The sequence below is a fragment of the Corallococcus sp. AB030 genome (assembly GCF_003668965.1).
In the GTDB taxonomy this organism is placed as follows: Bacteria; Myxococcota; Myxococcia; order Myxococcales; family Myxococcaceae; genus Corallococcus; species Corallococcus exiguus.
This window is the reverse complement of the sequence record NZ_RAWQ01000024.1, coordinates 1-22,592: the sequence shown is the minus strand read 5'-3', so window position 1 is coordinate 22,592 and position 22,592 is coordinate 1. Positions and strand designations below refer to the sequence as shown.

18 protein-coding genes are annotated in these 22,592 nt (G+C 69.6%); 12 read left to right on the top strand and 6 right to left on the bottom strand.

What is annotated here, in order from left to right; translation table 11 throughout:
• The first annotated feature begins 78 nt into the window (after nucleotides 1-78).
• Nucleotides 79-561, top strand: coding sequence for a hypothetical protein (locus D7Y15_RS08865; protein WP_233604865.1), 483 nt, complete (start codon nucleotides 79-81; stop codon nucleotides 559-561).
• An 80-nt stretch (nucleotides 562-641) separates the two neighbouring features.
• On the opposite strand, the gene D7Y15_RS08860 is transcribed toward D7Y15_RS08865, so the two are convergent.
• The 4 genes from D7Y15_RS08860 to D7Y15_RS08845 form a co-directional block, all read right to left on the bottom strand.
• Nucleotides 642-1,061: an ATP-dependent DNA helicase gene (locus D7Y15_RS08860; RefSeq protein WP_121752276.1), complete on the bottom strand. Its 420-nt coding sequence runs from the start codon at nucleotides 1,059-1,061 to the stop codon at nucleotides 642-644.
• Between the two features lie 160 nt (nucleotides 1,062-1,221).
• Nucleotides 1,222-2,406, bottom strand: coding sequence for an iron-containing alcohol dehydrogenase (locus D7Y15_RS08855; protein WP_121752275.1), 1,185 nt, complete (start codon nucleotides 2,404-2,406; stop codon nucleotides 1,222-1,224).
• A 13-nt stretch (nucleotides 2,407-2,419) separates the two neighbouring features.
• Entirely contained in the window at nucleotides 2,420-3,883 is a 1,464-nt protein-coding gene (locus D7Y15_RS08850; RefSeq protein ID WP_169824918.1) for a glutamine synthetase family protein, read from the bottom strand.
• Between the two features lie 67 nt (nucleotides 3,884-3,950).
• Nucleotides 3,951-5,438, bottom strand: a complete 1,488-nt coding sequence (locus tag D7Y15_RS08845; protein WP_120575445.1) for an aldehyde dehydrogenase family protein — start codon at nucleotides 5,436-5,438, stop codon at nucleotides 3,951-3,953.
• 88 nt (nucleotides 5,439-5,526) lie between these two features.
• Between D7Y15_RS08845 and D7Y15_RS08840 the strand changes: the two genes are divergently transcribed.
• The 5 genes from D7Y15_RS08840 (at nucleotide 5,527) to D7Y15_RS08820 (ending at nucleotide 11,722) form a co-directional block, all read left to right on the top strand.
• Nucleotides 5,527-6,285, top strand: coding sequence for a glutamine amidotransferase (locus D7Y15_RS08840; RefSeq protein WP_172808344.1), 759 nt, complete (start codon nucleotides 5,527-5,529; stop codon nucleotides 6,283-6,285).
• A gap of 78 nt (nucleotides 6,286-6,363) precedes the next feature.
• Nucleotides 6,364-7,194 (top strand): triacylglycerol lipase, encoded by an 831-nt coding sequence (locus D7Y15_RS08835; RefSeq protein ID WP_120575447.1) that lies wholly within the window; start codon nucleotides 6,364-6,366, stop codon nucleotides 7,192-7,194.
• A gap of 3 nt (nucleotides 7,195-7,197) precedes the next feature.
• The gene (locus D7Y15_RS08830) at nucleotides 7,198-7,659 is read left to right on the top strand and encodes a hypothetical protein (protein ID WP_120575448.1); all 462 of its coding nucleotides are present in this window, start codon (nucleotides 7,198-7,200) and stop codon (nucleotides 7,657-7,659) included.
• A 154-nt stretch (nucleotides 7,660-7,813) separates the two neighbouring features.
• Nucleotides 7,814-9,034 (top strand): AI-2E family transporter, encoded by a 1,221-nt coding sequence (locus D7Y15_RS08825; RefSeq protein WP_120575449.1) that lies wholly within the window; start codon nucleotides 7,814-7,816, stop codon nucleotides 9,032-9,034.
• A 120-nt stretch (nucleotides 9,035-9,154) separates the two neighbouring features.
• Nucleotides 9,155-11,722: an ATP-binding protein gene (locus D7Y15_RS08820; protein ID WP_121752274.1), complete on the top strand. Its 2,568-nt coding sequence runs from the start codon at nucleotides 9,155-9,157 to the stop codon at nucleotides 11,720-11,722.
• A gap of 22 nt (nucleotides 11,723-11,744) precedes the next feature.
• On the opposite strand, the gene D7Y15_RS08815 is transcribed toward D7Y15_RS08820, so the two are convergent.
• Complete coding sequence (locus tag D7Y15_RS08815; protein ID WP_120575451.1) at nucleotides 11,745-12,065, bottom strand: hypothetical protein; 321 nt, start codon at nucleotides 12,063-12,065, stop codon at nucleotides 11,745-11,747.
• A gap of 26 nt (nucleotides 12,066-12,091) precedes the next feature.
• Nucleotides 12,092-13,705 (bottom strand): transcription termination factor Rho, encoded by a 1,614-nt coding sequence (gene rho, locus D7Y15_RS08810; protein WP_120575452.1) that lies wholly within the window; start codon nucleotides 13,703-13,705, stop codon nucleotides 12,092-12,094.
• A gap of 497 nt (nucleotides 13,706-14,202) precedes the next feature.
• On the opposite strand from rho, the gene ligA reads away from it, so the two are divergent.
• The 6 genes from ligA to D7Y15_RS08780 all read left to right on the top strand — a co-directional run bounded on the left by ligA (nucleotide 14,203) and on the right by D7Y15_RS08780 (nucleotide 22,470).
• Entirely contained in the window at nucleotides 14,203-16,227 is a 2,025-nt protein-coding gene (gene ligA / locus D7Y15_RS08805) for an NAD-dependent DNA ligase LigA (RefSeq protein WP_121752273.1), read from the top strand.
• A gap of 10 nt (nucleotides 16,228-16,237) precedes the next feature.
• Nucleotides 16,238-16,525 (top strand): acylphosphatase, encoded by a 288-nt coding sequence (locus D7Y15_RS08800; RefSeq protein WP_121752272.1) that lies wholly within the window; start codon nucleotides 16,238-16,240, stop codon nucleotides 16,523-16,525.
• Complete coding sequence (locus tag D7Y15_RS08795; RefSeq protein WP_014398919.1) at nucleotides 16,522-16,965, top strand: DUF3052 family protein; 444 nt, start codon at nucleotides 16,522-16,524, stop codon at nucleotides 16,963-16,965. The genes D7Y15_RS08800 and D7Y15_RS08795 overlap by 4 nt, the downstream gene beginning before the upstream one ends.
• A gap of 575 nt (nucleotides 16,966-17,540) precedes the next feature.
• Nucleotides 17,541-20,240 (top strand): Rne/Rng family ribonuclease, encoded by a 2,700-nt coding sequence (locus D7Y15_RS08790; protein WP_121752271.1) that lies wholly within the window; start codon nucleotides 17,541-17,543, stop codon nucleotides 20,238-20,240.
• Nucleotides 20,241-20,605: 365 nt separating this feature from the next.
• Nucleotides 20,606-21,994, top strand: a complete 1,389-nt coding sequence (locus tag D7Y15_RS08785) for a YhjD/YihY/BrkB family envelope integrity protein (RefSeq protein WP_121752287.1) — start codon at nucleotides 20,606-20,608, stop codon at nucleotides 21,992-21,994.
• Between the two features lie 125 nt (nucleotides 21,995-22,119).
• Entirely contained in the window at nucleotides 22,120-22,470 is a 351-nt protein-coding gene (locus tag D7Y15_RS08780; RefSeq protein ID WP_043321998.1) for an HU family DNA-binding protein, read from the top strand.
• The last annotated feature ends 122 nt before the right edge of the window (nucleotides 22,471-22,592 follow it).

Here is a 22,592-nt window from a genome sequence, read left to right as displayed (position 1 = left end):
TCAAGTCGGAGTGAAGCCGCTTCTCACGCGGACAGGAGGGGTAGTCTCGCGGTCGGCATCCTTCCCTGGGAAGAACACGTGACGCGCTGGACGGGCTTGTTGACGGTGATGGCGTTGAGCGCGAGCTCCGTGCGCTGCGACGACGCGAAGCCCGCGAAGGTGACGCGTGCCCAGGTGAAGCGGACGGGCCCCGCGACGATGGAGATCATCCCCGTCGGGGACCAACTCCCCTACTGCATGCTCTTCACGACGTCCGAGAAGGGCATCATCCGGCAGCTCACGCTCACTCGGGAGAACCGCTCCATCCGCTGCGAGGCGAACCGGCCTGTTGCCAACACCCGCTTCCGTGTGCCGGTGCAGGAGGGGAAGGTGCGCGTCTACGTCTTCTTCTCCGACGAACCCGTGCAGGCGAACTGGGTGGCACGGCAACTCTATGAGTTGCGCGACCGCGAGCACATCACCGCCATGGACCTGCGGCTGCCGGGGCGCATCTTCGTGGAGACGCTGGAGTTCACGCCGGAGACAGGCGCCGTCGTGGACGCGGGCAGCACCGCCCACTGACCTCCAGACGCGAAGAAGCCCGAGGGTGGTCATCCGCCCCCGGGCCTCCGTGCTGCTTCAGGCTGTGGCACCATCGCGGCTTAGTTCACCCAGCTGCCCCGGTAGCGGCTGCGCTCCAGCCGGGCCAACCGCTCCCGCTCCTGCCGCTCGCGCTCCAGCCGGGCCAGACGCTCGTGCTCCCTGCGCTCCCGCTCCATCCGAGCCTGCCGTTCCCGCTCCAACCGCTCGCGCTCCAACCGGGCCTGACGCTCGCGCTCCATCCGCGCCCGCTCCTTGCGCTCACGCTCCAGCCGGGCCTGACGCTCGCGCTCCATCCGCGCCCGCTCCTGCCGTTCGCGCTCCAGCCGCGCCGTCCGCTCCCGCTCGTGCCGTTCGCGCTCCATGCGAGCCTGGTCCTGACGGCTCACGAGGGGGGAGGCGCCGTGGTAGTCCGCCGCCATCACCGGGGAGCTCGCGACCAGCGCCACAGCCACCACCATCTTCTTGAGCATCGCCTTCATGACCTGCCTCCGTTGAGCCGCGTTGTTGCTGCGTTCTGAACCTTCTGACGGGGGAGGCCCTGCTTGATTCAAGCGCACCAAAGGCACGGGGCCCCTCCCGTTTCCCTCGGAAGAGGCCCCGCTGAAACACTCTGAAATCAAGTCGGAGTGAAGCCGCTTTTCAGTACGCCTCGCGGGCCATGGCCAGCAGATCCGCCTCCGTCACGGTGCGCGGATTCCCCTGGTGGGACGCGTCCTGGAAGGCCTTCTGCGCGATGTGCTCCAGGTCCTTCTCCTGCACGCCCGCTTCGCGCAGCCGCGTCGGAATCCCCACGGACGCCGCCAGCTTGCGCACGCGGTCGATGGCGTTCGCCGCGAGCACCTCCTCGCGCGCGTTGGACGTGTCCCCCAGCGCCGTGGCGATGCGCGCCAGCCGCGCCGTGCAGGCCGCGCGGTTGAACTCCATCACCGCGGGCAGGACGATGGCGTTCGCCAGGCCGTGCGGCACGTTGGAGATGGGCGTGAGCGCGTGCGCCAGCGCGTGGCTCGCGCCCAGGCCCTTCTGGAAGGCCATGGCGCCCTCCATCGCCGCCACCATCATGTCCGTGCGCGCCGCCAGGTCGCGGCCCTCCTTCACCGCCGTCACCAGCGAGCGCCCCACGCGCATCACCCCGTCGATGGCCACCGCGTCCGCGAGCGGATGGAAGCCATTGGCGACATACGCCTCGATGCAGTGGGTGAGCGCATCCATGCCCGTGGCCGCCGTGACGGACGGGGGCAGGCCCAGCGTCAGCTCCGGGTCGATGACCGCGGCCTTCGGCAGCAGGTGCGGGCTGAAGATGACCGTCTTGCGGCCCGTGTCCGCCAGCGTCACCACGCCGGAGCGCCCGACCTCAGAGCCCGTGCCCGCCGTCGTCGGAATGGCGATGAGCGGAGGCAGGTCGTCGCGCACGTACTGGTCGCCGCCCTTCGCGTCGTCGTAGCGGCTGAGCGGCGGCTCGTGCGTGGTGAGCAGTTGCACCAGCTTGCCCGCGTCCAGCGCGCTGCCACCGCCCAGGGCGACGATGCCATCCGCCTTGTGCGCGCGGTACGCCTCCAGGCCCGCGAACACGTCGCGCTCCGTGGGGTTGGGCTCCACGCGGTCGAACACCGCGCACTCCAGGCCCGCGCCCTTGAGCACGTCCGCCACGCGCGCGGCGAGGCCCGCCTTCACCACACCCGCGTCCGTCACCAGCAACGGGCGCTTCATGTTCAAGCGCGCCGCGTGCGCGGGCAGCTTCTGGAGCGCGCCCGCGCCGAACACGATGCGCGTGGGCCACGCCATCTCCGTGACACGCGGCTCGGAGGGAATGTCGAAAGGTTTCATGGAAGGTCCTCCTTCAGATGAGCTCAAGGTAGCGCTCCAGTTCCCAGGAGGTGACCGCCCGCTCGTACTGGCGCACCTCCCACTCGCGGGTGCGCACGAAATGATCCACGAAGCCCTCGCCCAGGATTTCGTGGGCTCGCTCGCTGTTCTTCAAGAGGGCCACCGCGTCCTTCAGGGTGCGGGGCAGCGGCTTCGTGTTCTTCGCCTCGTAGGCATTGGACAGCACGGGCGCGGGCGGCTCGATTTCGTTCTCGATGCCCCACAGGCCCGCGGCCAGGCTCACCGCCATGCCGATGTACGCGTTCATGTCCGCGCCCAGCTGGCGGTACTCGATGCGCATGGACTTGCCGCTGTCACCGATGACGCGGATGGCGCAGGTGCGGTTCTCCAGGCCCCACGTCGCGGTGGTGGGCGCCCAGGTGTTCTCCACGCTGCGCTTGTAGCTGTTGATGGTGGGCCAGTAGAGCGCCGTCAGCTCCGGCATCAGCGCCACCTGCCCGCCGATGTAGTGCCGCATCAGCTTGCTCATCCCGTGCTTCTGCGACGGGTCGTGGAAGAGGTTCTCCTCCTCCTTCAGGTTCCACAGCGACTGGTGCACGTGGCCGGAGCAGCCCGGCAGCTTCGGATCCACCTTCGCCATGAAGCACGCGGACACGCCGTGCTTCGCGCAGATCTCCTTCACCACCGTCTTGAAGAGCGCCGCGCGGTCCGCCGCCAGCTCCAGCGTGTCGTAGCGGATGGCGGCCTCGAAGACGCCGGGGCCCGTCTCCGTGTGGAAGCCCTCGATGTTGAGCCCGTACGCGTTGCACCCGTCGATGAGCGCGTGCACCAGCGGCGCGTTCATGGACGTGCGCAGCCACGAGTAGCCGAACATGCCCGGCGTCAGCGGCGTGAGGTTCTTGAAGCCCTTCTCATGCAGGCTCTGCGGGCCCTCCTTGAAGAGGAAGAACTCGTACTCCGCGCCGAACTTGGGCAGGAAGCCCAGCTTGCGCGCGCGCTGGCCCATCTTCTGGAGCAACTGGCGCGGGCTCGCCTCGAAGGGCGTGCCGTCCGGGTTCACGAAGTCCAGCAGGAACGCCGCGGTGTCCGGCTCCCACGGGATGATGCGCGCGGTGGACAGGTCCACCTTCGCGGGCGTGTCCGGGTAGCCCGTGTGCCAGCCCGTCACCTTCGTGTTGTCCAACAGCTCGTCGCCCAGGTCCCAGCCGAAGACGACGTCGCAGAAGCCCAGGCCACTCTTCGCGGCGCTGTAGAACTTCTCCAGCGAGATGTACTTGCCGCGCCAGACGCCATCCATGTCGATGGCGCCCACCTTCACCTTGCGGACGCCCTTCTCGTCCATCCACCGGCGCAGGGAGTCCATGTCCCCCTGCTGTCCGGGCACCGCTCGCGGCCCTCCCTCGCTCCGCTCCTTCGCGCGAGCCCGGCGGGCCATCGCCGGATGGGTGAGCACCTTGGCCTTGGGACGCGACGCCATGCGGACCTTCCTTTTCTTCGTCATGCGGCGGTGAAGCGATGGAATGGAGTGGAGCGCGCGGGGTGAGTCAGGGAGACGGCAACTTCGTCCACACGGCCTTGGTCTGGAGGTAACCATCCAGCGCGTGGTGGCCCAGGTCCTTGCCCCAACCGGATTCCTTGTAGCCACCGAAGGGCGCCGCGTCGTCGAACTCGTTGAAGCAGTTGATCCACACCACGCCGCTCTTCACCTGCTTCGCCAGCGCGTGGGCCTTCGCGACATCGCCCGTCCAGATGGACGCGGCCAGGCCGTACTGCGTGCTGTTCGCCATCGCGATGGCCTCCGCGTCGTCGCGGAAGCGCAGGCAACTGAGCACCGGGCCGAAAATCTCCTCCTGGGCAATCTTCATGTCCGGCTTCACGTCACCGAAGATGGTGGGCTTCACGAAGCAGCCCTTCGCCTTGAAGCCCTCCGTGTCGCGGCCACCGCCCGCGAGCAGCTTCGCGCCCTGCTGCTTGCCGCTCTCGATGTAGCCCAGCACCACGTCCATCTGCTTCTGGCTCACCAGCGCGCCCATCTCCGTGGACACGTCCAGCGGGTCGCCCACCTTCATCGTGCGCGCCTTCTCCGCGAGCTTCGCGACGAAGGACTCGTAGGCGTCCTGGTGCACCAGCACGCGGCTGCCTGCGTTGCACGTCTCCCCCTTGTTGCCGAAGATGCCCCAGAAGCACGCCTCCACCGCGCGGTCGAAGTCCGCGTCCGGGAAGATGATCTGCGGGCTCTTGCCGCCCAGCTCCAGCGTCAGCTTCTTCAGGTTGCTCGCGGCGGACGCCTGGAGCAGCCGGCGCGCGGTGCGGCCAGAGCCGGTGAACGAAATCTTGTCCACGTCCGGGTGCCGGGCGATGGCTTCACCCGCGGGGTCACCCAGGCCGGTGACGATGTTGATGACGCCGGGCGGGAAGCCCGCCTCCAGCGCCAGCGCGCCCAGCTTCAGCGCGGTGAGCGGCGTGTACTCGGACGGTTTCACCACCACCGTGCAGCCGGCGGCCAGCGCGGGCCCCAGCTTCCAGCCCAGCATGCACGTGGGGTAGTTCCACGGCACGATGGCGCCCACCACGCCCACCGGCTCCTTGAGCGCGTAGGTGTGGAAGGGGCCGTCCACGGGCAGCACCTCGCCCGTGATGGTGCTGGCCATGTCCGCGAAGTTCGCGAGCGTCGCGGAGGCCGGCGCCACGTCACCCCGGATGGCGTCCTTGAACGTCTTGCCGTTGTTCAGCGACTCGACGAGCGCGAACTCCTCGCGGCGCTCGTAGAGCAGGTCCGCCAGCTTGCGGATGAGCTTGCCGCGCTCGCGGCCAGTCATCTTCCCCCACGGCCCGGATTCGAAGGCGCGGCGCGCGGCCTTCACCGCGCGGTCCACGTCCGCGGCGGTGCCCGCGGGCACGTCCGCGATCTTCTGGCCGGTGGCGGGATTCACCACCGCGAAGGTGCCCCCTTCGATGGGGTCCACCTGCTGCCCGTCGATGAGCAGCTTGAGCACAGGGAGCTTGGGAGTGAGCGAACGAGCGTCGGTCATGGCGAGGCCTCGGGTGAGCACGGCGCGCGAGCGACCTGGGAGTGGCGGGCACCGGACACGGACGGCTGGACACGGTAGGAATGAGGACATGACGCGGCAACCTGCCCCCATGAAGAACGTCCTCCTGCTGAAAGCCGGCGACGCGGCGACCTCCGTCCAGCTCTCCGTGGGCGACTATGAGCGGTGGTTTCTGCAAACCATTGGACTGTCCGGTCAGCGCTTCGACATCCTTCCCGTGCACAAGGGCGCCCCCCTGCCCAAGGACGCGAAGGGCTACGACGCGGTGATGATGACGGGCTCGCCCCTGTCGGTGACGCAGCGCGAGCCGTGGATGGAGCGCGCGGGCGCCTTCATGGTGGAAGCGGGCGAGCAGGGCATCCCCGTGCTCGGCGTGTGCTTTGGTCAACAGCTGCTCGCGGAGGCCTACGGCGGCAAGGTGTCGCGCAACCCCAACGGCCGCGAGACGGGCACCGTGGAGGTGACGCTCTCACCCGAGGGCCGCGCGGATCCGCTGTTCACCGGCCTGCCGGAGCGCTTCACCGTGCAGCAGACCCACGAGGACATCGTCTCCCGCCTGCCGGAAGGCGCCATGGTGCTCGCGGGCAACGCCAACACCGCGAACCAGGCGCTCGCGTTCCGGCCCAACGTGCGCGGCGTGCAGTTCCACCCGGAGATGCCCACGGACGCCATGCGCGCGGTCATCCTCGCTCGTGAGGACACGCTGGAGTCGCTCGGGCGGGAGAAGGGCATTCCCGAGGGCGAGTACGTTCCCCGGCTGTTGTCCGGCATCACCCCGACGCCGCACGCGCACCGGGTGCTGATGAACTTCCTCGAACACTTCACCTGACCGGACGGGCGCTGATCCGGGCCGCGCGCTGACGCGCTCCCTAGCTTTCTCCCGTTCAGGAGGGACGGGGGCGCTGGGATGAATCCGTTCGTGATGCAGTACCGGAAGCTGAAGTGCCAGCTGAAGTACCTGGCCAGCTACGTGGATCTGGATCCACGCGGCAACCAGGTCGTGCGCCGCACGGATTTCAAGCGCTGCCAGAGGCCGGTGCTCCTGCTGCACGGCTTCTTCAGCACGCGCCGCGTCCTGGAGGTGCTGGAGCACCGCCTGCGCCGCGAGGGCTACTGCGTCTGGTCCATCCACCTGGGCGGCACCATGGACCGCTTCAATACGCACCGCATCGACGAGCTGGCGCGCAAGGTCCAGGGCAAGGTGGACCGGCTCTACGAGCGCCACCCGGGCATGGGGCCGCTCACCATCATCGGCCACTCCAAGGGCGGCCTCATCGGCACGTACTACGTGAAGCGGCTGGGCGGGGACACGCGCGTGAAGAGCCTCATCACCCTGGGCACGCCGCACCGGGGCACGCGCATGGCCTACCTGGGCTGCGCGACGCTCGGCTGGTTCAGCCGCAGCATGTGGCAGCTCACGCCGACGTCGCGATTCATCAAGGGCCTGGGCGTGGGCGCCTTCCCACGCCACGTGCGGCTCACCTCCATCTACTCGCGCGACGACGTCATCGCGCCCTACCCGTCCTCCGTGCTGGACGTGGACGGCCAGCCCAACGTCTTCAACGTGGAGCTGTCGGGCGTGGTACCCCACGGCGAGCTGCTCACGCGCCGGGCCGTGTGGGAGGTCATCCAGCGCGAGCTGGCCCTGGGCTATGCTGACAGACCCGTGGCAGCACCCGTCGCCGCGCTTCCGCTCCCTCCCCTTCCGGTGGCCCTGCCCGCCGCCGCCAGCCCCTGACACATGCCCTCGCGCTGGGACCACCTCTTCGACCTCAAGCCCGTCGCCCTCATGGACCACCTGCTGAACGAGGTGGCGCGGCTGCTCGCCAAGGACCTGGAGTCCTGGCCCCCACCCGTCCAGGACCTGGACCCCGCCACCCTGGGCGAGTTCGCCCCGCTGTTCCAGGAGGCCACCCGGCGCCCCGACCCGGCCGTCTACACGGAGGCCCTGCGGCTGGCGAAGTGGGACCTGGCCCGCGAGTTCGACGCCTTCGACGACTACGTGCGCAACAAGCGCTACCTGGAGCGGGGCCTGGTCCCCGAGGACCGCGTCCCCCTGCTCTTCCTCACCCGCTGGCTCACCGAACAGATGCTGGGCCTGGGAGAGGCCACCCAGGGCCGCATCAAGCGCCCCCTGATGCGCGAGTGCTTGGAGCGCCTGGAGCCCCGGCTGGGCGACCGGTCCCGGATGCCCCAGGCCTGAAGCCCGGGCATGCCCCGGGCCGGCTGGCTGCCTTTCCCCAGAGGGGTTCCGGAGAGGGGTTCCGGACCCTTGGGGGGCATAGGAGCCCGGGCCCGCCGGAAGCTTTCCGCCGGGAACTTGTCAGGAGGGAGGCCGCTGCCTTAAGCCCGGGTGCATGTCGCAGCCCGTGGAAGCCACCGCCCCCGACGAACGCCGCAAGCGCCTGCTCCTCCTCGCCGGGTTGTGGGTGGCCATCGCGGTGACGCTCTTCGCCCTGCGCTCGGTGGTGATGCCCTTCGCGGGCGCGGCGCTCATCGCGTACCTGGTGCAGCCGCTGGTGGCGCGCATCACCCGGCTGAAGGTGGCCGGCCGCTACGTGCCGCGCTGGGTGGCCATCCTGCTCATCTACGCGGGGTTCTTCCTCGCGGTGTATCTCTTCTTCGTCGCGCTGGTGCCGCAGCTCTACCGCGAGGTGGCGCGCATCAGCCGCGAGATGGCCACCTTCGCCAGCGCGCTCACGCCGGAGCACGTGCAGGGGCTCGCGCAGCGCGCGGAGGAGTGGCTCAACACCTACGGCATCCCCGTGGCCCTGTCGGACCGGGCCATGGAGGGCGCGGCGGCGGGCTCGTCCGGCGGCTTCAGCCTGGCGCTGGACCTGGAGCAGATGCTCACGGACACGGTGGCGCGCGTGACGTCGCTCGCGAAGGAGAACCTGGCGGACATCGTCAACGTGTCGCGCCACATCGTCACGGAGGTGCTGACCGGCGTCTTCATGCTGTTCTTCATCCTGATGGTCGCCGCGTTCTTCTCCATCGACGCGCAGGCCATCCGCCGCTACTTCGGCACGCTCGTCCCCGCGGAGTTCCTGCCGGACGCGAAGACGCTGGTGGCCCGCATCGACAAGTCGCTGTCCGGCGTGGTGCGCGGGCAGGTCACCATCTGCCTGGTGAACGGCGGCCTCACGCTGGTGGGCCTGCTCCTGTTCGGCGTGAAGTTCGCGTTCCTGCTGGCCACCATCGCCACGCTCTTCAGCCTCATCCCCATCTTCGGCACCATCATCAGCTCGGTGCCCATCGTCCTCATCGCGCTGGCGGACGGCTTCCAGAAGGGCGTCGCGCTCCTGCTGTGGATCATCGGCATCCACGCGCTGGAGGCGTACTTCCTCAACCCGAAAATCATGGGCGAGGCCGCGCGCATCCACCCCGTGGTGGTGGCCTTCTCCCTCATCGCGGGCGAGAAGCTCTTCGGCCTCTGGGGAGCGCTGTTCGCGGTGCCGGTGGCCTCCATCGCGGTGGCCTGCTTCGACTACGCGCGCCTCAAGGCGCAGCCGCCTCCGCTGGTGGCCGCGACGACCCAGCAGGCGGTCGCCTCCACGGACGCCGCCCCCGCGGCTTGAACGACGGGCGTCCCCAAGCGTCCACCGGTGGAAAACCTGGGGCTGTCTCCCACTTCCCCCCTGGTCATCCCAGGGGCGAATGACTAATTCCAGGCACGCCTCCGCCTCTGAGGACGTGTGATGCCCCCGAGCCCCTCACCGGCCCCGGACTACCGGAGCCTGTTCGAAGCCGCACCCAACCCGTACCTGGTGCTGACACCGGAGTTCGTCATCATCGCGGTGACGGACACGTACCTGCGCGCCACGCGGACGCGGCGCGAGGACATCCTGGGCCGCAACATCTTCGATGTCTTCCCGGACAACCCGCGGGACCCACGGGCCAGCGGGGTGACCAACCTGCGCGCGTCGCTGGAGCGCGCGGTGAAGACGCGCACTCCGGACGCGATGGCGGTCCAGAAGTACGACATTCCCCGGCCCGAGCAGGCAGGCGGTGGGTTCGAGCTGCGCTACTGGAGCCCGCTGAACACCCCGGTGTGCGGCGAGGATGGCGCGGTGCGCTACGTCATCCACCGCGTGGAGGACGTCACCGACTTCATCCGCCTGAAGCACCTGGACGAGGAGCAGAGCCGCCAGCACGCCGAGCTCCGCGCCCGCGCGGACGAGATGGAGGGCGAAATCTTCCGGCGCGCCCAGCAGATTCAAGAGGCCAACCAGCAGCTGCGCGTGGCGAACGAGCAGCTGGGCGAGCTGGACCGGCTCAAGTCGGAGTTCTTCGCCAACGTCAGCCACGAGTTCCGCACGCCGCTGACGCTGATGCTGGGCCCCACGGAGGACCTGCTCGCCGGGCGTGCGGGCCCGCTGTCGGACGAGGTCCGCAAGGAGATGGAGCGGGTGCACCGCAACGCCGGGCGCCTGCTCAAGCTGGTGAACGCGCTGCTGGACCTGTCGAAGCTGGAGGCGGGCCCAAAGGAGGAGCGCTTCGCGCCCACGGACCTGGCCGCGCTGACGAAGGACGCGGCGTCCAGCTTCCGCTCCGCCATGGAGCGCGCGGGCCTCAAGCTCACGGTGGACTGCCCTCCCCTGTCCCAGCCCGTCTACGTGGCGCCGGACCTGTGGGAGCAGATCGTCCTCAACCTGGTCTCCAACGCGTTCAAGTTCACGCTCCAGGGCGGCGTCACGCTGCGCCTGCGCGAGCACGGGCAGCGGGTGTCGCTGGAGGTGGAGGACACCGGCTCGGGCATCCCCACGCACGAGCTGCCCCGCCTCTTCGAGCGCTTCCACCGCGTGACGGGCTCGCCGTCGCGCACGGTGGAGGGCAGCGGCATCGGGCTCGCGTTGGTGCAGGAGTTCGCCAGGCTGCACGGCGGCACCGTGTCCGCGAGCAGCACGGAGGGCGAAGGCAGCACCTTCCGCGTGGAGCTGCCCCTGGGCCATGCGCACCTGCCGCAGGAGCGCATCCGCACCACCGCCCGGCAGCGCTCCGCGGCGCGCGAGGCCACGTCCGCCTACGTCGAGGAGGCGCTGCTGTGGGGCAGCGCGAAGCCCAAGGACCGCACGCAGTCCTCGCACCACCAGCACCCGGCGTCCGCGGACGGCCACGCGGTGGCCCCCGCGCCTCGCGCGCGCATCCTGCTGGTGGACGACAACCGGGACATGCGCGACTACATCCAGCGCGTGCTGTCCGCCGAGTACGACGTGGAGGTGGCGACGGACGGCGAGAGAGGCCTGGAGGCCGCGCTGATCCGGCCACCGGACCTGGTGCTGTCGGACGTGATGATGCCGAAGCTGGACGGCATGGGCCTGTTGAGGGCCCTGCGCGCCGCGCCCACCACCCGCGAGCTGCCCATCCTGCTGTTGTCCGCGAAGGCCGGAGAAGAGGCCACGGTGCAGGGCCTGACGTCCGGCGCGGACGACTACCTGGTGAAGCCCTTCTCCGCGGGTGAGCTGCTCGCGCGCATCGCCTCCAACCTGAAGCTCGCGAGGATGCGCGGAGAGATGGCCAACGAGCGCGTCCGCGCGGAGAACCTGACGGAAGCCCTGCGCGCCCGCGACGACTTCCTCTCCGTGGCGGCGCACGAGCTGCGCACGCCGCTGGCGGCCTTCCAGCTGCACCTGGAGCTGGTGGAGCGCGGCCTGGGCAAGGACGCTCCGCCCAAGGCGCTGGAGCGCCTGAAGCAGGCGCGGTCCTTCATCCGCCGGCTGGCGATGCTCGTGGACGTGCTGATGGACGTGTCGCTCATCACCAGCGGCCGGCTGAAAATCACCCGCACGGACGTGGACCTGGGTGACCTGCTGGTGGAGGTGACGCGCTTCGCGGAAGAAGAAGCGCGCCGTGACGGCACGCCGCTCACCGTGGACGTGAAGGGCCCGGTGATGGGAACCTTCGACCCGTCACGCATCTCGCAGGTGGTGCACAACCTGGTCGCCAACGCGCTGAAGTTCGGCCGGGGCCGTCCGGTGGACGTGACGCTGCAGCCGGATGGAGAGGTCGTGCGCCTGTCCGTGGTGGACCACGGCATCGGCATCAAGCCGGAGGACCGCGAGCGCATCTTCGACCGCTTCGAGCGCGCCGTGTCCACGCACCACTACGGCGGCCTGGGCCTGGGGCTCTGGGTGTCGCGTCAGGTGGTGGAAGCGCACCAGGGCCGCATCGACGTGGAGGACACGCCGGGCGGCGGCACCACCTTCCGCGTGACGCTGCCCTTGAGGGACCCGCCGGTGGACGTGGCCACCGGGCTGGCCAGCTGAAATCCGGACGTGCGGCCGCCCGCTACTGGCAGGCGGCGGCGCAGCGCGCGTTGCGGCACGTGGGGATGCACCGGCCGCAGTCCACGCTGTTGGGAGTACACGTCCCGTCGCACCGCACGTTCGTGCAGTCCGGTCCCACGTCGCGGTGGGTGATGGCGGTGCCCTCACCGCAGCACGCGTTCGCGACGCAGTCCGAGTCGTCGTAGCAGACCTGGCTGGAGAGCACCGGTGGGGTGTCTCCAATGGGCAGGTCCTCTACCCCCAGGTCGCAGCCCGCCAACAGCCCCAGGGTGAGGCCCGCGACAGCGCGGGCGACAAGAAGAGGGAGGCGGGCACGACGCATGGGGGGCTCCTTGGGCCGGAAGGGAACTACCGGTTCATCGAGCCCAGGAACTCCGCGTTCGCCGCCGTCGGACGCATGTGCTTGAGCACGAACTCCATCGCGTCGATGGGGGTGAAGGGGTGGAGCACCTGGCGCAACGCCGTAATGCGCACCAGGTCCGCCTGAGACAAGAGGAGCTCCTCCTTGCGGGTGCCGGATTTGTTGATGTCGAGCGTTGGGAAGATGCGCTTCTCCATCAACTTCCGGTCCAGGACGATTTCGGAGTTACCCGTGCCCTTGAACTCCTCGAAAATCACCTCGTCCATGCGGCTGCCGGTGTCGATGAGCGCCGTGCCGATGATGGTGAGGCTGCCGCCCTCTTCGATGTTGCGGGCCGCGCCGAAGAAGCGCTTGGGCTTGTGGAGCGCGTTGGCGTCCACGCCGCCGGAGAGGATCTTGCCGGACGCGGGCACCACCGTGTTGTAGGCGCGCGCCAGACGGGTGATGGAGTCCAGCAGGATGCAGACGTCGTACTTCTGCTCGACCAGGCGCTTGGCCTTGTCGATGACCATCTCCGCCACCTGCACGTGGCGCGTGGCGGGCTCGTCGAAGGTGGAGGACACCACCTCGCCGCGCACGCTGCGCTCCATGTCCGTCACTTCCTCCGGGCGCTCGTCCACGAGCAGCACGATGAGGTAGACGTCCGGGTGGTTGCGGCTGATGGCGTGCGCGATGTTCTGCAGCAGCACCGTCTTGCCGGCCTTCGGAGGCGCCACGATGAGACAGCGCTGGCCCAGGCCAATGGGGCAGAACATGTCGATGATGCGCGTGGTCATCTCCGACGACTCGTGCTCCAGCTTGAGCTTGCGCGTCGGATAGAGCGGCGTGAGGTTGTCGAACAGGATGCGCTCGCGCGCCGCGTCCGACATGGGGTCCGCGAAGTTGACCTTGTCCACCTTCTGCAGCGCGAAGAAGCGCTCGCCCTCGCGGGGCTGGCGGATGGGGCCCGTCACGGTATCGCCGGGCCGCAGGTTGAAGCGGCGCACCTGCGACGGCGACACGTAGATGTCGTCCGGGGACGGCTGGTAGTCGCTGTCCGCGCTGCGCAGGAAGCCGAAGCCGTCGCTCAAGAGCTCCAGCACGCCTTCCGCGTGGACCTCGAAGCGCTTGTCGGCGATGCCGCCCAGCAGCGCGAAGATGAGGTCCTGCTTCTTCAGACCCTGGTAGCCCTCGATGCCCGTGTCGTGGGCCATCTTCGCCAGGTCGACGATCTTCATCCGCTTCAGGTCATTGAGCTTGATGACCTGCATCGGGGTGCCGTCGCGCTCGACCTCCGTGATGGCGGGGCCTTCCGCGGACTCCTGCGGGGCGGCCGGAGCGGCCTCCTCGGCGGGCGTCTCCTCCTCCGTGCCGCGCAGCTCCTGGAGCTCGTCGTCGCGCACGGGACGGGAGATGGGAGTGAGCACCGGACGGGGCGCTTCCGCGGCGACCTCGGGGGCCTCGGCCTCCTCGGCGGGAGCCTCTTCACGACGAGCCGGCGCACGACGCGTCCGGGGAGCGGGCTTCTCCGCCTCCTTCGCCGCCGCGCGCTTGCGCCGGGGCTTCTCCTCGGTGAACACCGGCTGGACTACCTTCTCTCGGGGGGAACGGGCTTTGGCCATGACGGTCTGCGTACGGAAGTAGGGGGGGAAGCGCCCGAAGGCTCGGGCAGGCTGTACGCGGGACGGCGATCCGTCCGCGCGGCGCTCGGAAGCACCTTCCAGGGGGCAGCACCACCCAAGTCCTGGGAGCGGACCGGAGGGCGCGTGGGCCTGTGGTTGGGAAGAGACGGCGCCGGGGGAACCCCTGCGCCAGGAACCGCGCTGGAAACTATTGACCGACTCCAGAGCTGTCAAGGCATCCGTGCCTGGCTCTGTCCCGTTTTTCAGGGGGTTGCACTGGAGGGTGGGGGTATTGCGAACAGGGAATCCGCTATGTAGCTGAAATTCGGGCCTACTGGGGCGGCGGATGCGCTCTCTTGCCGTGAACACGCGTCCCCGGGTTCCCCTTCCCGAGTGCGTGAGGCGGCCCTGTCAGGTGGTGCCGGTAGAGTGCTCCTCCTCCAACGCGGGGCGTGCGCAACTGGCCGCGCCCCTGAATTGGGGTAAGGACACACCCCGTGGACACCTTCCCGAAAGCCGAAGCCCGCGCCCGAGCGCTCCGTCAGGAGCTGGCCCACCACAACCACCGCTACTACGTGCTGGACGCGCCGGAAATCAGCGACGCCCAATACGACACGCTGATGCGTGAGCTCCAGGGGCTGGAGGAGCAGTACCCCCAGCTGATGACGCCGGACTCGCCCACCCAGCGCGTGGGCGGCGCGGCGGTGGACGACTTCGGGCAGGTGGTGCACACCACGCAGATGCTGTCGCTGGCGAACATCTTCGATGACGCCGGGCTGACGGAGTTCGACGACCGCATCCGCAAGCTGACGGGCCTGTCGCAGGTGGGCTACGTGTGCGAGCCCAAGCTGGACGGCCTGGCCATCTCCCTGCGCTTCGAGGACGGCCTCTTCGTGCAGGGTGCCACGCGCGGCGACGGCACCACCGGCGAGGACGTCACGGGCAACCTGCGCACCATCAAGAGCCTGCCCCTGGAGCTGTTCCCCCAGGACGGCGTGAAGGTGCCCAGGCGGTTGGAGGTCCGCGGCGAGGTCTTCATCCGCAAGGAGGACTTCCGCAAGCTCAACGAGAAGCGCGAAGAGGCGGGCGAGTCGCTCTTCGCCAACCCGCGCAACGCCGCCGCGGGCAGCCTGCGCCAGCTGGACCCCAAGGAGACCGCCGCCCGGCCCCTGTCCGTCTACCTGTACGAATGCGTGCCCGGCGACGGCGTGCCCGCCTTCAAGACGCACACGGAGAAGCTGGAGTACCTGAAGACGCTGGGCCTGCCCATCAACCGCTACCAGCACGCGGACGGGGCGGACGGCGTGCGCCAGCGCTACGACGAGTCCCTGAAGGGCCGCCACGCCCTGCCCTTCGAAGTCGACGGCATGGTGGTGAAGGTGGACGACGAGGACCTGCGCCGCCGCCTGGGCCAGGTGTCCAAGAGCCCGCGCTGGGCGGTGGCCTACAAGTTCCCGCCGGAGGAGGAGTCCACCACGGTGGAGGACATCGGCATCCAGGTGGGCCGCACGGGCGCGCTCACGCCGGTGGCGCACCTGAAGCCGGTGAAGGTGGGCGGCGTGACGGTGTCGCGCGCCACGCTGCACAACGAGGACGAGCTGCGCCGCAAGAACGTGCGCAAGGGCGACACCGTCTTCGTGCGCCGCGCGGGTGACGTGATTCCGGAGATCGTCTCCGTGGTGCTGTCCAAGCGCCCGGAGGACTCCCAGCCCTTCACCTTCCCCACCCACTGCCCCGTGTGCGGCGCGGTGGCGGCCAAGGACGAGGACGGCGCCATCATCCGCTGCACGGGAGCGTCCTGCCCCGCGCAGCTGGTGGAGAAGGTGCGCCACTTCGCCAGCCGCCTCGCCCTGGACATTGAAGGCCTGGGGGACAAGCTGGCCATGCAGTTGGTGACGTCCGGGCAGGTGAAGGCGTTCGCGGACCTGTTCGCGCTCACCCGGGACTCGCTGCTCAAGCTGGAGCGCATGGGGGAAAAGAGCGCGGACAACCTGCTGGCCTCCATCGCGGGCAGCAAGGACACCACCCAGCGCCGCTTCCTGTATTCGCTGGGCATCCGCCACGTGGGCGACTCCACGGCGCGCGCCCTGGCGGAGTCCTTCCCGGAGGTGAGGTCGCTCTTCACGGCCAGCCTGGAGGACATCAGCCGGGTGAAGGACGTGGGCCCGGTGATGGCGCAGGTCATCCACACCTTCTTCCAGGAGCCCCAGAACCAGGCCGCCATCCAGGCCCTCCTGGACGCGGGAGTCCACCCTGCCCCCCCGGCGGTCGCCACGGGCGGCCCCTTCGTGGGCAAGACGGTGGTGCTCACCGGCACCATGGAGCGGCTTGCGCGCGAGCAGGCCAAGGAGGAAATCGAACGGCGCGGCGGTAAGGTCTCCGGAAGTGTCTCGCGCAAGACCGATTTCGTCGTCGCCGGCGAGGACGCGGGTACCAAGCTGAAGAAGGCGCAGGAATTGGGCGTAAGAATCCTGGATGAGCAGGCGTTCCTGAAGCTGCTAGAAGGGGATGCCAGAGCATGAGGCCAGAGGCATGAGCACGCAGCGCCGGGTGACCCTGCGCATCCAGGGCACGGTCCAGGGCGTCTCCTATCGGGAGAGCGCCCGCCAGGAGGCGCTGCGCCTCGGCCTGTCTGGCTGGGTGCGAAACCGGAGCGACAGCTCCGTGGAGGCCACGGTGGAAGGCGAACCGGGCGCGCTGGAAGACTTCATCCGCTGGTGTCACTCGGGTCCCCGCATGGCGCGCGTCACGGACGTGGCGCGCACGGACGGTCAGGCCTCTGGCGAATTCCGCACCTTCACCGTGGAGCGCACATCATGACGCCCTACGCGCTGGCTTCCCTGCCGGCCATGCTGGGCATCCGGTCCGGCACCAAGGTTTCCGTCATCAACCCCCCGCGGGGCTTCGTGCAGAAGCTCAACCCGCTGCCGGACGGGGTGGAGTTCCTCGTCACGGCCCAGACGGGGCTGGACGTCATCCTCTTCTTCACCTCCGACGCCACGGAGCTGGTGCAGCGGCTGCCCGCGCTGTCGCGCGCCACCACCCTCAACGGCGGCATCTGGGTCTGCTGGCCCGCCGGAGAGGGCGTGAAGACGCGCCTGTCCGAGGACTTCGTGCGCCAGGCGGCGCTCGACATCGGCCTCGTCGACAACAAGATCTGCATCATCGACGAGACCTGGACCGGCCTGCGGCTGGTGCGGCGTCCGCGAGGGAAGCTGGACAAGCCGGAAGGGCGCAAGCAGGCCCCCGCCCAGGCCTGAACGTCCGTTTCCGAGCGCCCGTGCACCCGGCGGGCGGGCCCGCCCTCCATCTGCCCGACAGTGGATGAACGGGTGCATCGGGCCTTTACACACCTGGAGGGGCGTGGAAAACTCTCCGTGTTTCTGGGTGGTTGTGTGACGCCCCGCGTTGGCGGGACATCAGGCCCAGGCAGGAATTTCGACGGGTTGCGCTTCCGGTTTCCTCCGGATGCCCCTGCTGCTCCGGGGCCCCCAGACACCCCCCCAAGGTGGCCCACATGACGGGCACCGACCGGGTGCGGAAGAGGGGGCGGACGGCACGGGCGTGGTGGAAGCCTCGAGCGCGTGAAGAGAAGCAGCCCCGCCCGGCACGGTGCCGGTCGCAATGCGGGGCGACATGAACTCGGAGGAGCAGGCGGCGATGTCCTCGGCCCCCACCCAGGTGTTGCGTTCTCCCTCCGGGTCTACCGGAAGGCGTCCACACGCCGGGGGGCTGCTGGCCGCCTCTCCCCTCGCGGCGTGCTCGGAGGTGTGGCGTCTCGCCGCCTCCCGTCCGGTGAGGTCCCCCCTACCGCGCGCGCTACCAGGATTCATCCATGAGCAGTGTGCTCGTCATCAATGCCGCGGGTCGGGAGACCCGGGTCGCCCTCGTCGAGGGCGGCCATATCGCGGAGTTCTACCTCGAGCGTAAGAAGGACAAGGGCGTCGTCGGAAACATCTACAAGGGTCGCGTCGTCCGGGTGCTCCCGGGCATGCAGGCGGCCTTCGTGGACATCGGGTTGGAGAAGGCCGCCTTCCTGTACGTCAGCGACGTCGTCTACGACCCGGACTTCGCTCGCGCGCAGTTCGAGTTGACCGAGGGCGAGCACGAGGACGCCCCGGACGTCCCCACCGAGTCCGAGGCCGACGCCGTGGAGTTCGCGGCCGCCAACGTCCCGGACGCCACGCACGCGCTGCCCGCTGGCACGGAAGCCCCCACGGGCGCTCCGGAGCCGGTGCTGGCGCACGACGGCGCGCTGGCGCTGGACGTCCAGACCCAGGCCGCCCCCCAGGTGGAGTCCCCTGAAGCGTCGCATGACGCGACGCCCGAGGCCGTGAATCCGGCGCCGGAGGCCACTCCTGCCCCGGTGGAGGCCCAGGCTTCGTCCGAGCCGGCCGAGCCCGCGTCATCCGTGGCCGTCATCGTGGAGACCCCGGCCGAAGGTGCCACGCAGGAGTCCCCGGTCGAGGTGTCCACCGCCGCCGTGGCGGTGCCGCTGACGGAGAACAGCACGCCTTCGGTGGAAGCCCCCGCGGTGGTGCAGGAGACGCCCGCGGAGAGCGCCGCCGTCGCCGCCGTCGCCGAGTCCGGCGTGGCGCCCGCGACGGAAGGCAGCGCCGCCGAGCCGCCGCCGCACGCGGCCGTCCTGGGCGAGCTCATCCCCGCCGCCGACGCCCGTCCCGCCGAGGTCTCCGGCGAGCGCCGCACGCCGCGTGAGGCGCGCGAGGCCCGTGAGCCGCGCAACCGGGAAGGCCGCGAGAAGGACAAGGACAAGGACAAGGACAAGCGCCGCCAGGAGCCGCCCCGCCGCGAGAAGCGCGACGAGGAGAAGGAGAAGCCCAAGCAGCGCAAGACGGACAAGATTGAAGACCTGCTGAAGGTGGGCCAGGAGGTGGTGGTCCAGATTTCCAAGGACCCCATCGGCACGAAGGGCGCGCGGCTCACCTCGCACATCTCCATCCCCGGCCGTCACCTGGTGTTCATGCCCACGGTGGACCACGTGGGCATCAGCCGCCGCATCTCCAACGAGAAGGAGCGCCGCCGGCTGCGTGAAATCGTGGACCGGCTGCGGCCGCCCGGCACGGGCTTCATCGTGCGCACCGTGGCGGAGAACGTTCCCCAGGAGAAGCTGGAGAGCGACATCCGGTTCCTCATCGAGGTGTGGAACCAGGTGGTGCGCCGCAACGAGAAGCGCGGCGGACCGGGCCTGCTGCACCCGGACCTGGACCTCATCCTGCGCGCCACGCGCGACCTGTTCGCCCACGACGTGGAGAAGCTGGTCGTGGACGACGCGGAGGAGTACGAGCGCATCCAGGGCTTCGTCACCGCGCAGGACCCGGCGCTGCGCGACCGCGTGGTGCTGCACGAGACGGACGAGCCCGTCTTCGACGCCTACGGCATCGAGCAGGAGCTGCAGCGCGCCACCCAGCGCAAGGTGTGGCTGAAGAGCGGCGGCTACCTGATCATCGACCAGGCGGAGGCGCTCACCGCCATCGACGTCAACTCGGGACGCTACGTCGGCAAGAAGAGCCTCGAGGAGACCATCACCAAGATCAACGTCGAGGCGGCCAAGGAGATCGTCTACCAGCTCCGGCTGCGCAACATCGGCGGCATCATCATCTGCGACTTCATCGACATGGAGAAGGCGCAGAACCGCGACAAGGTCTTCAAGTCGCTGCAGGAGGCGCTGGGCCGGGACAAGGCCAAGACGAACGTGCTGCGCATCTCCGAGCTGGGCCTGGTGGAGATGACGCGCAAGCGCGTGCGCGAGTCCATTGGCCGCGTGCTGCACGAGGACTGCCCGTACTGCGACGGCAAGGGCTTCGTGAAGACGGCCACCACGGTCGCGTACGAAATCTTCCGGGAGATCCGTCGCGAGGCGCCGGGCTACAAGGACTCCACGCTCGTCATCAACTGCAACGCGGAGGTCGCGCGGCTGCTGCAGGGCGAGGAGCGCAACGAGCTGCGGCACCTGATGGACCGCTACAACAAGTCCATCCAGGTGAAGGCGCAGCAGAACTACCACCGCGAGCAGTACGACATCTACGGCCGGTCGGCCACGGGCCCCGAGCACAAGGTGGCCTCGTCGCCGGGCTCCGGTGACGGCGAGCTGGCGATGCAGCAGCGCCGTCCGGAGGGCAACTACGGCGGCGGCCGTCAGGACCAGGGCCGCCGTGGCGGTGGCCGGGACCGCGACCGTGGTGAGCGCGGCGGCGGAGAGAGCCGTGGCGGCGCAGAGAGCCGTGGCGCAGAGAGCCGTGGCACAGAGAGCCGTGGCGGGGAACGCGGAGGCGAGCGCGGCGGCGGTGACCGTCGCGAGGGCCGCCGTCCCGAGCGCGGCGAGCGCGGCGGTGACCGCAACCGGGGTGGCGACCGTGAGCGTCGCGGCGGTGGCGAGGGCCGTGGCGGGGAGCGCGGCGAGCGGTCCGGAGGCGGCTCCGGCGGAGGCCACAACGGTGGCAATGGCGGCGGCGCGCCTCCCGCGGCGTCCGGCGGGGGCTCGTCCGATCCGTCCAGTGGGAGCAGCGAAGGCTGAGCGCTCGAGTGACGCCGGACCCTTGAGTCCGGACCGTAAGTGACCGCGAAGGCCCGGTGGGTACATCCCACCGGGCCTTCTGCATTGGAGCTGGAATACGGCCTCCCTCATGGTGACCGACCAGGCGGCCGAGGCCCGTGCAGGTGCTGACAACGTCCGCTCTGTTGGGGTGGGAGGGCTGGTTCAGCGGGGCGGGGTTTGGCTACGGTGGCACTTCCACGCCGGGGGTGTCGTCGAGTCCCTGGCCCATCTGAATCGCCTGGGATGAACCGCTCGCCTTCGCGCCTTCGCACGCTCCTGGACTCCCGCGCCCCGGCCGCACCGGGCTGGAAGCACACCGGGAGGGAGTCGTGAGGCTCCGGAAGCTGTCCTGGCGCGCGCGGCGCGCGCTGGTGCGTGCACGGGCCTGGGCGGTCCAGACAGCGGCCCGCGTGTGGGCACCCATCGGGGCCACGTCAGCGGGCCGCTTCGCGGCGGACATCTTCTTCGCGGGGCGCACCGTGGCGCGCGGCTTCATGGGCGAGAACCTGCGCCTGCGCGCCGCCGCGCTCACGTACATCAGCATGTTCTCGCTGGTGCCGCTGCTGACCGTGGGCATCGTGCTGTTGCGCACGCTCCACCAGGACCAGTTCCAGCGGAAGCTGCGCTTCGTCATCTCCGAGGTGCTCGCGCCGGGGGTCAGCGAGGAGTCCGCCACCCTGCTCGACCGGTTCCTGCACCCGGGCGACTCCATCGCGGTGGGCAGCGTGGGCTTCCTCGCGGTGCTTTTGTCTGCGGGCTCGCTGCTGCGCCACATCGACGGCGCGGTGAACGAGCTGTGGGGGATCCGGCGCCAGCGCCCGTGGCTGACGCGCCTGTCCATCTACGCGGGCCTGCTGCTCCTGGGCCCCATCTTCATGGCCATCTCGTTCTCCGGCACCGGCCGGGTCCGCGTGCTGCTGCAGACCTACGCCCCCTCCGCGCCGTTCTTCATCGGGGTGGGCACCATGCTCATCGCCATGGGCAGCCTGACGCTGCTGTACCTGTGGACGCCCTACGCCCACGTGCGCGTGCGCTCGGCGCTTGCGGGCGGGCTGGTTTCGGGCCTGGGCTGGATGCTGGCGAAGCAGGTGTACGCCGAGTTCGCCGCGCGCAGCTTCCTCTACAACCCCCTCTACGCGTCGCTGGGCGCCCTGCCCCTGTTCCTCGCCTGGGTGTACGTCAGCTGGCTGGTGATGCTGTTCGGCGCCCGGCTGTCCTACGCGGTGGAGCACGTCGCCTTCCGCGACTCGCTCTTCGCCTTCGGCACCCACCCGCGCGCGCACGAGCTGGTGGCCGCGCGCGTCGCCCAGGACGTCACCCTGTGCTGGGTGGATGGCGCCACCCCGCCCCTGCCCCGGGAGCTGGCCACGCGGCTGCGCGTGCCGGAGTCACTGGTGCATGAGGTGGTGGACCGCATGGTGGATGCCCGCCTGCTGGAGCGGGGCCGGCGGGGTGGCCTGCGCCCCACGCGGGACCCCGCGGAAATCACGCTCGCCGACACCACGCTCGCAGTGCACGGAGTGATGATCAACGGCGGCCCCGATACCTGGACGAGCCCCAAGGCCCCCGGCTTCGAACAGTTCGAACCCCTGTTTCAAGCGGCCGACTGTGCCGGGGTCGACCTGCTGCGCCGCACCCGGTGGCTGGACCTGGTCACGCCGCTGCGCCCGGGGCTGGTCGCCCCGCCCGCCCCCGAGGCCCCCAAGGCAGCGGCCAGCGGCGGAAATCCGTAACGTTTTTAGAGGGTTGGAAGCCCACCCGGCTTGCAAGGAGGAGGTGTTCTGTTATGTATTCAGGTCTCGACAACGGGCCAGAGAGCCCTGTCACCAAGGGGTCACGGGGTTTGCGGGAGCGTCCGATGCTCAAGTCTGATCTGATCAACATCCTCGTTGCCAAACGAGGCGTGACCCAGAAGCAGGCGGAGGCGACCATCGAGACGATCTTCGAGTCGATGAAGGACGCCCTCTGCCGCGGGGAGAACATCGAGATCCGCGGGCTTGGCGCCTTCCACGTGAAGAACTACCAGGGCTACCAGGGCCGCAACCCGAAGACGGGCCAGGTCATCCCGGTGAAGCCCAAGCGCGGCCTGCTCTTCCGCACGGGCAAGGAGCTGCGCGACCGGGTCAACCGCCCCGCGCCGCTGCAGGCCCAGTCGGACCTGCCGCCCTCCTCCGAGTTCAAGGGCAGCAGCGGCACCGGCACCCTCTAAGTAGGTCGCCAGAAGTTCCGAGACAAATCCGGGTCGCATGCGCAGTTTCTGGAGCATGCGACCGGCAAGGAGCCCTGCCGAGCTGGGGCTGACAGCATACGACATGCGGAAGCTGGAGCGGG

Bases quoted from the DNA above. Each gene is read 5' to 3' on its own strand.
- D7Y15_RS08825 (WP_120575449.1), top strand. From the start codon at position 7,814: ATGTCGCAGCCCGTGGAAGCCACCGCCCCCGACGAACGCCGCAAGCGC.
- D7Y15_RS08820 (WP_121752274.1), top strand. From the start codon at position 9,155: ATGCCCCCGAGCCCCTCACCGGCCCCGGACTACCGGAGCCTGTTCGAA.
- rho (WP_120575452.1), bottom strand. From the start codon at position 13,705: ATGGCCAAAGCCCGTTCCCCCCGAGAGAAGGTAGTCCAGCCGGTGTTC.
- D7Y15_RS08815 (WP_120575451.1), bottom strand. From the start codon at position 12,065: ATGCGTCGTGCCCGCCTCCCTCTTCTTGTCGCCCGCGCTGTCGCGGGC.
- D7Y15_RS08835 (WP_120575447.1), top strand. From the start codon at position 6,364: ATGAATCCGTTCGTGATGCAGTACCGGAAGCTGAAGTGCCAGCTGAAG.
- D7Y15_RS08780 (WP_043321998.1), top strand. From the start codon at position 22,120: ATGCTCAAGTCTGATCTGATCAACATCCTCGTTGCCAAACGAGGCGTG.
- D7Y15_RS08860 (WP_121752276.1), bottom strand. From the start codon at position 1,061: ATGAAGGCGATGCTCAAGAAGATGGTGGTGGCTGTGGCGCTGGTCGCG.
- D7Y15_RS08845 (WP_120575445.1), bottom strand. From the start codon at position 5,438: ATGACCGACGCTCGTTCGCTCACTCCCAAGCTCCCTGTGCTCAAGCTG.
- D7Y15_RS08850 (WP_169824918.1), bottom strand. From the start codon at position 3,883: ATGGCGTCGCGTCCCAAGGCCAAGGTGCTCACCCATCCGGCGATGGCC.
- D7Y15_RS08795 (WP_014398919.1), top strand. From the start codon at position 16,522: ATGACGCCCTACGCGCTGGCTTCCCTGCCGGCCATGCTGGGCATCCGG.
- D7Y15_RS08855 (WP_121752275.1), bottom strand. From the start codon at position 2,406: ATGAAACCTTTCGACATTCCCTCCGAGCCGCGTGTCACGGAGATGGCG.
- D7Y15_RS08830 (WP_120575448.1), top strand. From the start codon at position 7,198: ATGCCCTCGCGCTGGGACCACCTCTTCGACCTCAAGCCCGTCGCCCTC.
- D7Y15_RS08840 (WP_172808344.1), top strand. From the start codon at position 5,527: ATGACGCGGCAACCTGCCCCCATGAAGAACGTCCTCCTGCTGAAAGCC.
- D7Y15_RS08790 (WP_121752271.1), top strand. From the start codon at position 17,541: ATGAGCAGTGTGCTCGTCATCAATGCCGCGGGTCGGGAGACCCGGGTC.
- D7Y15_RS08800 (WP_121752272.1), top strand. From the start codon at position 16,238: ATGAGCACGCAGCGCCGGGTGACCCTGCGCATCCAGGGCACGGTCCAG.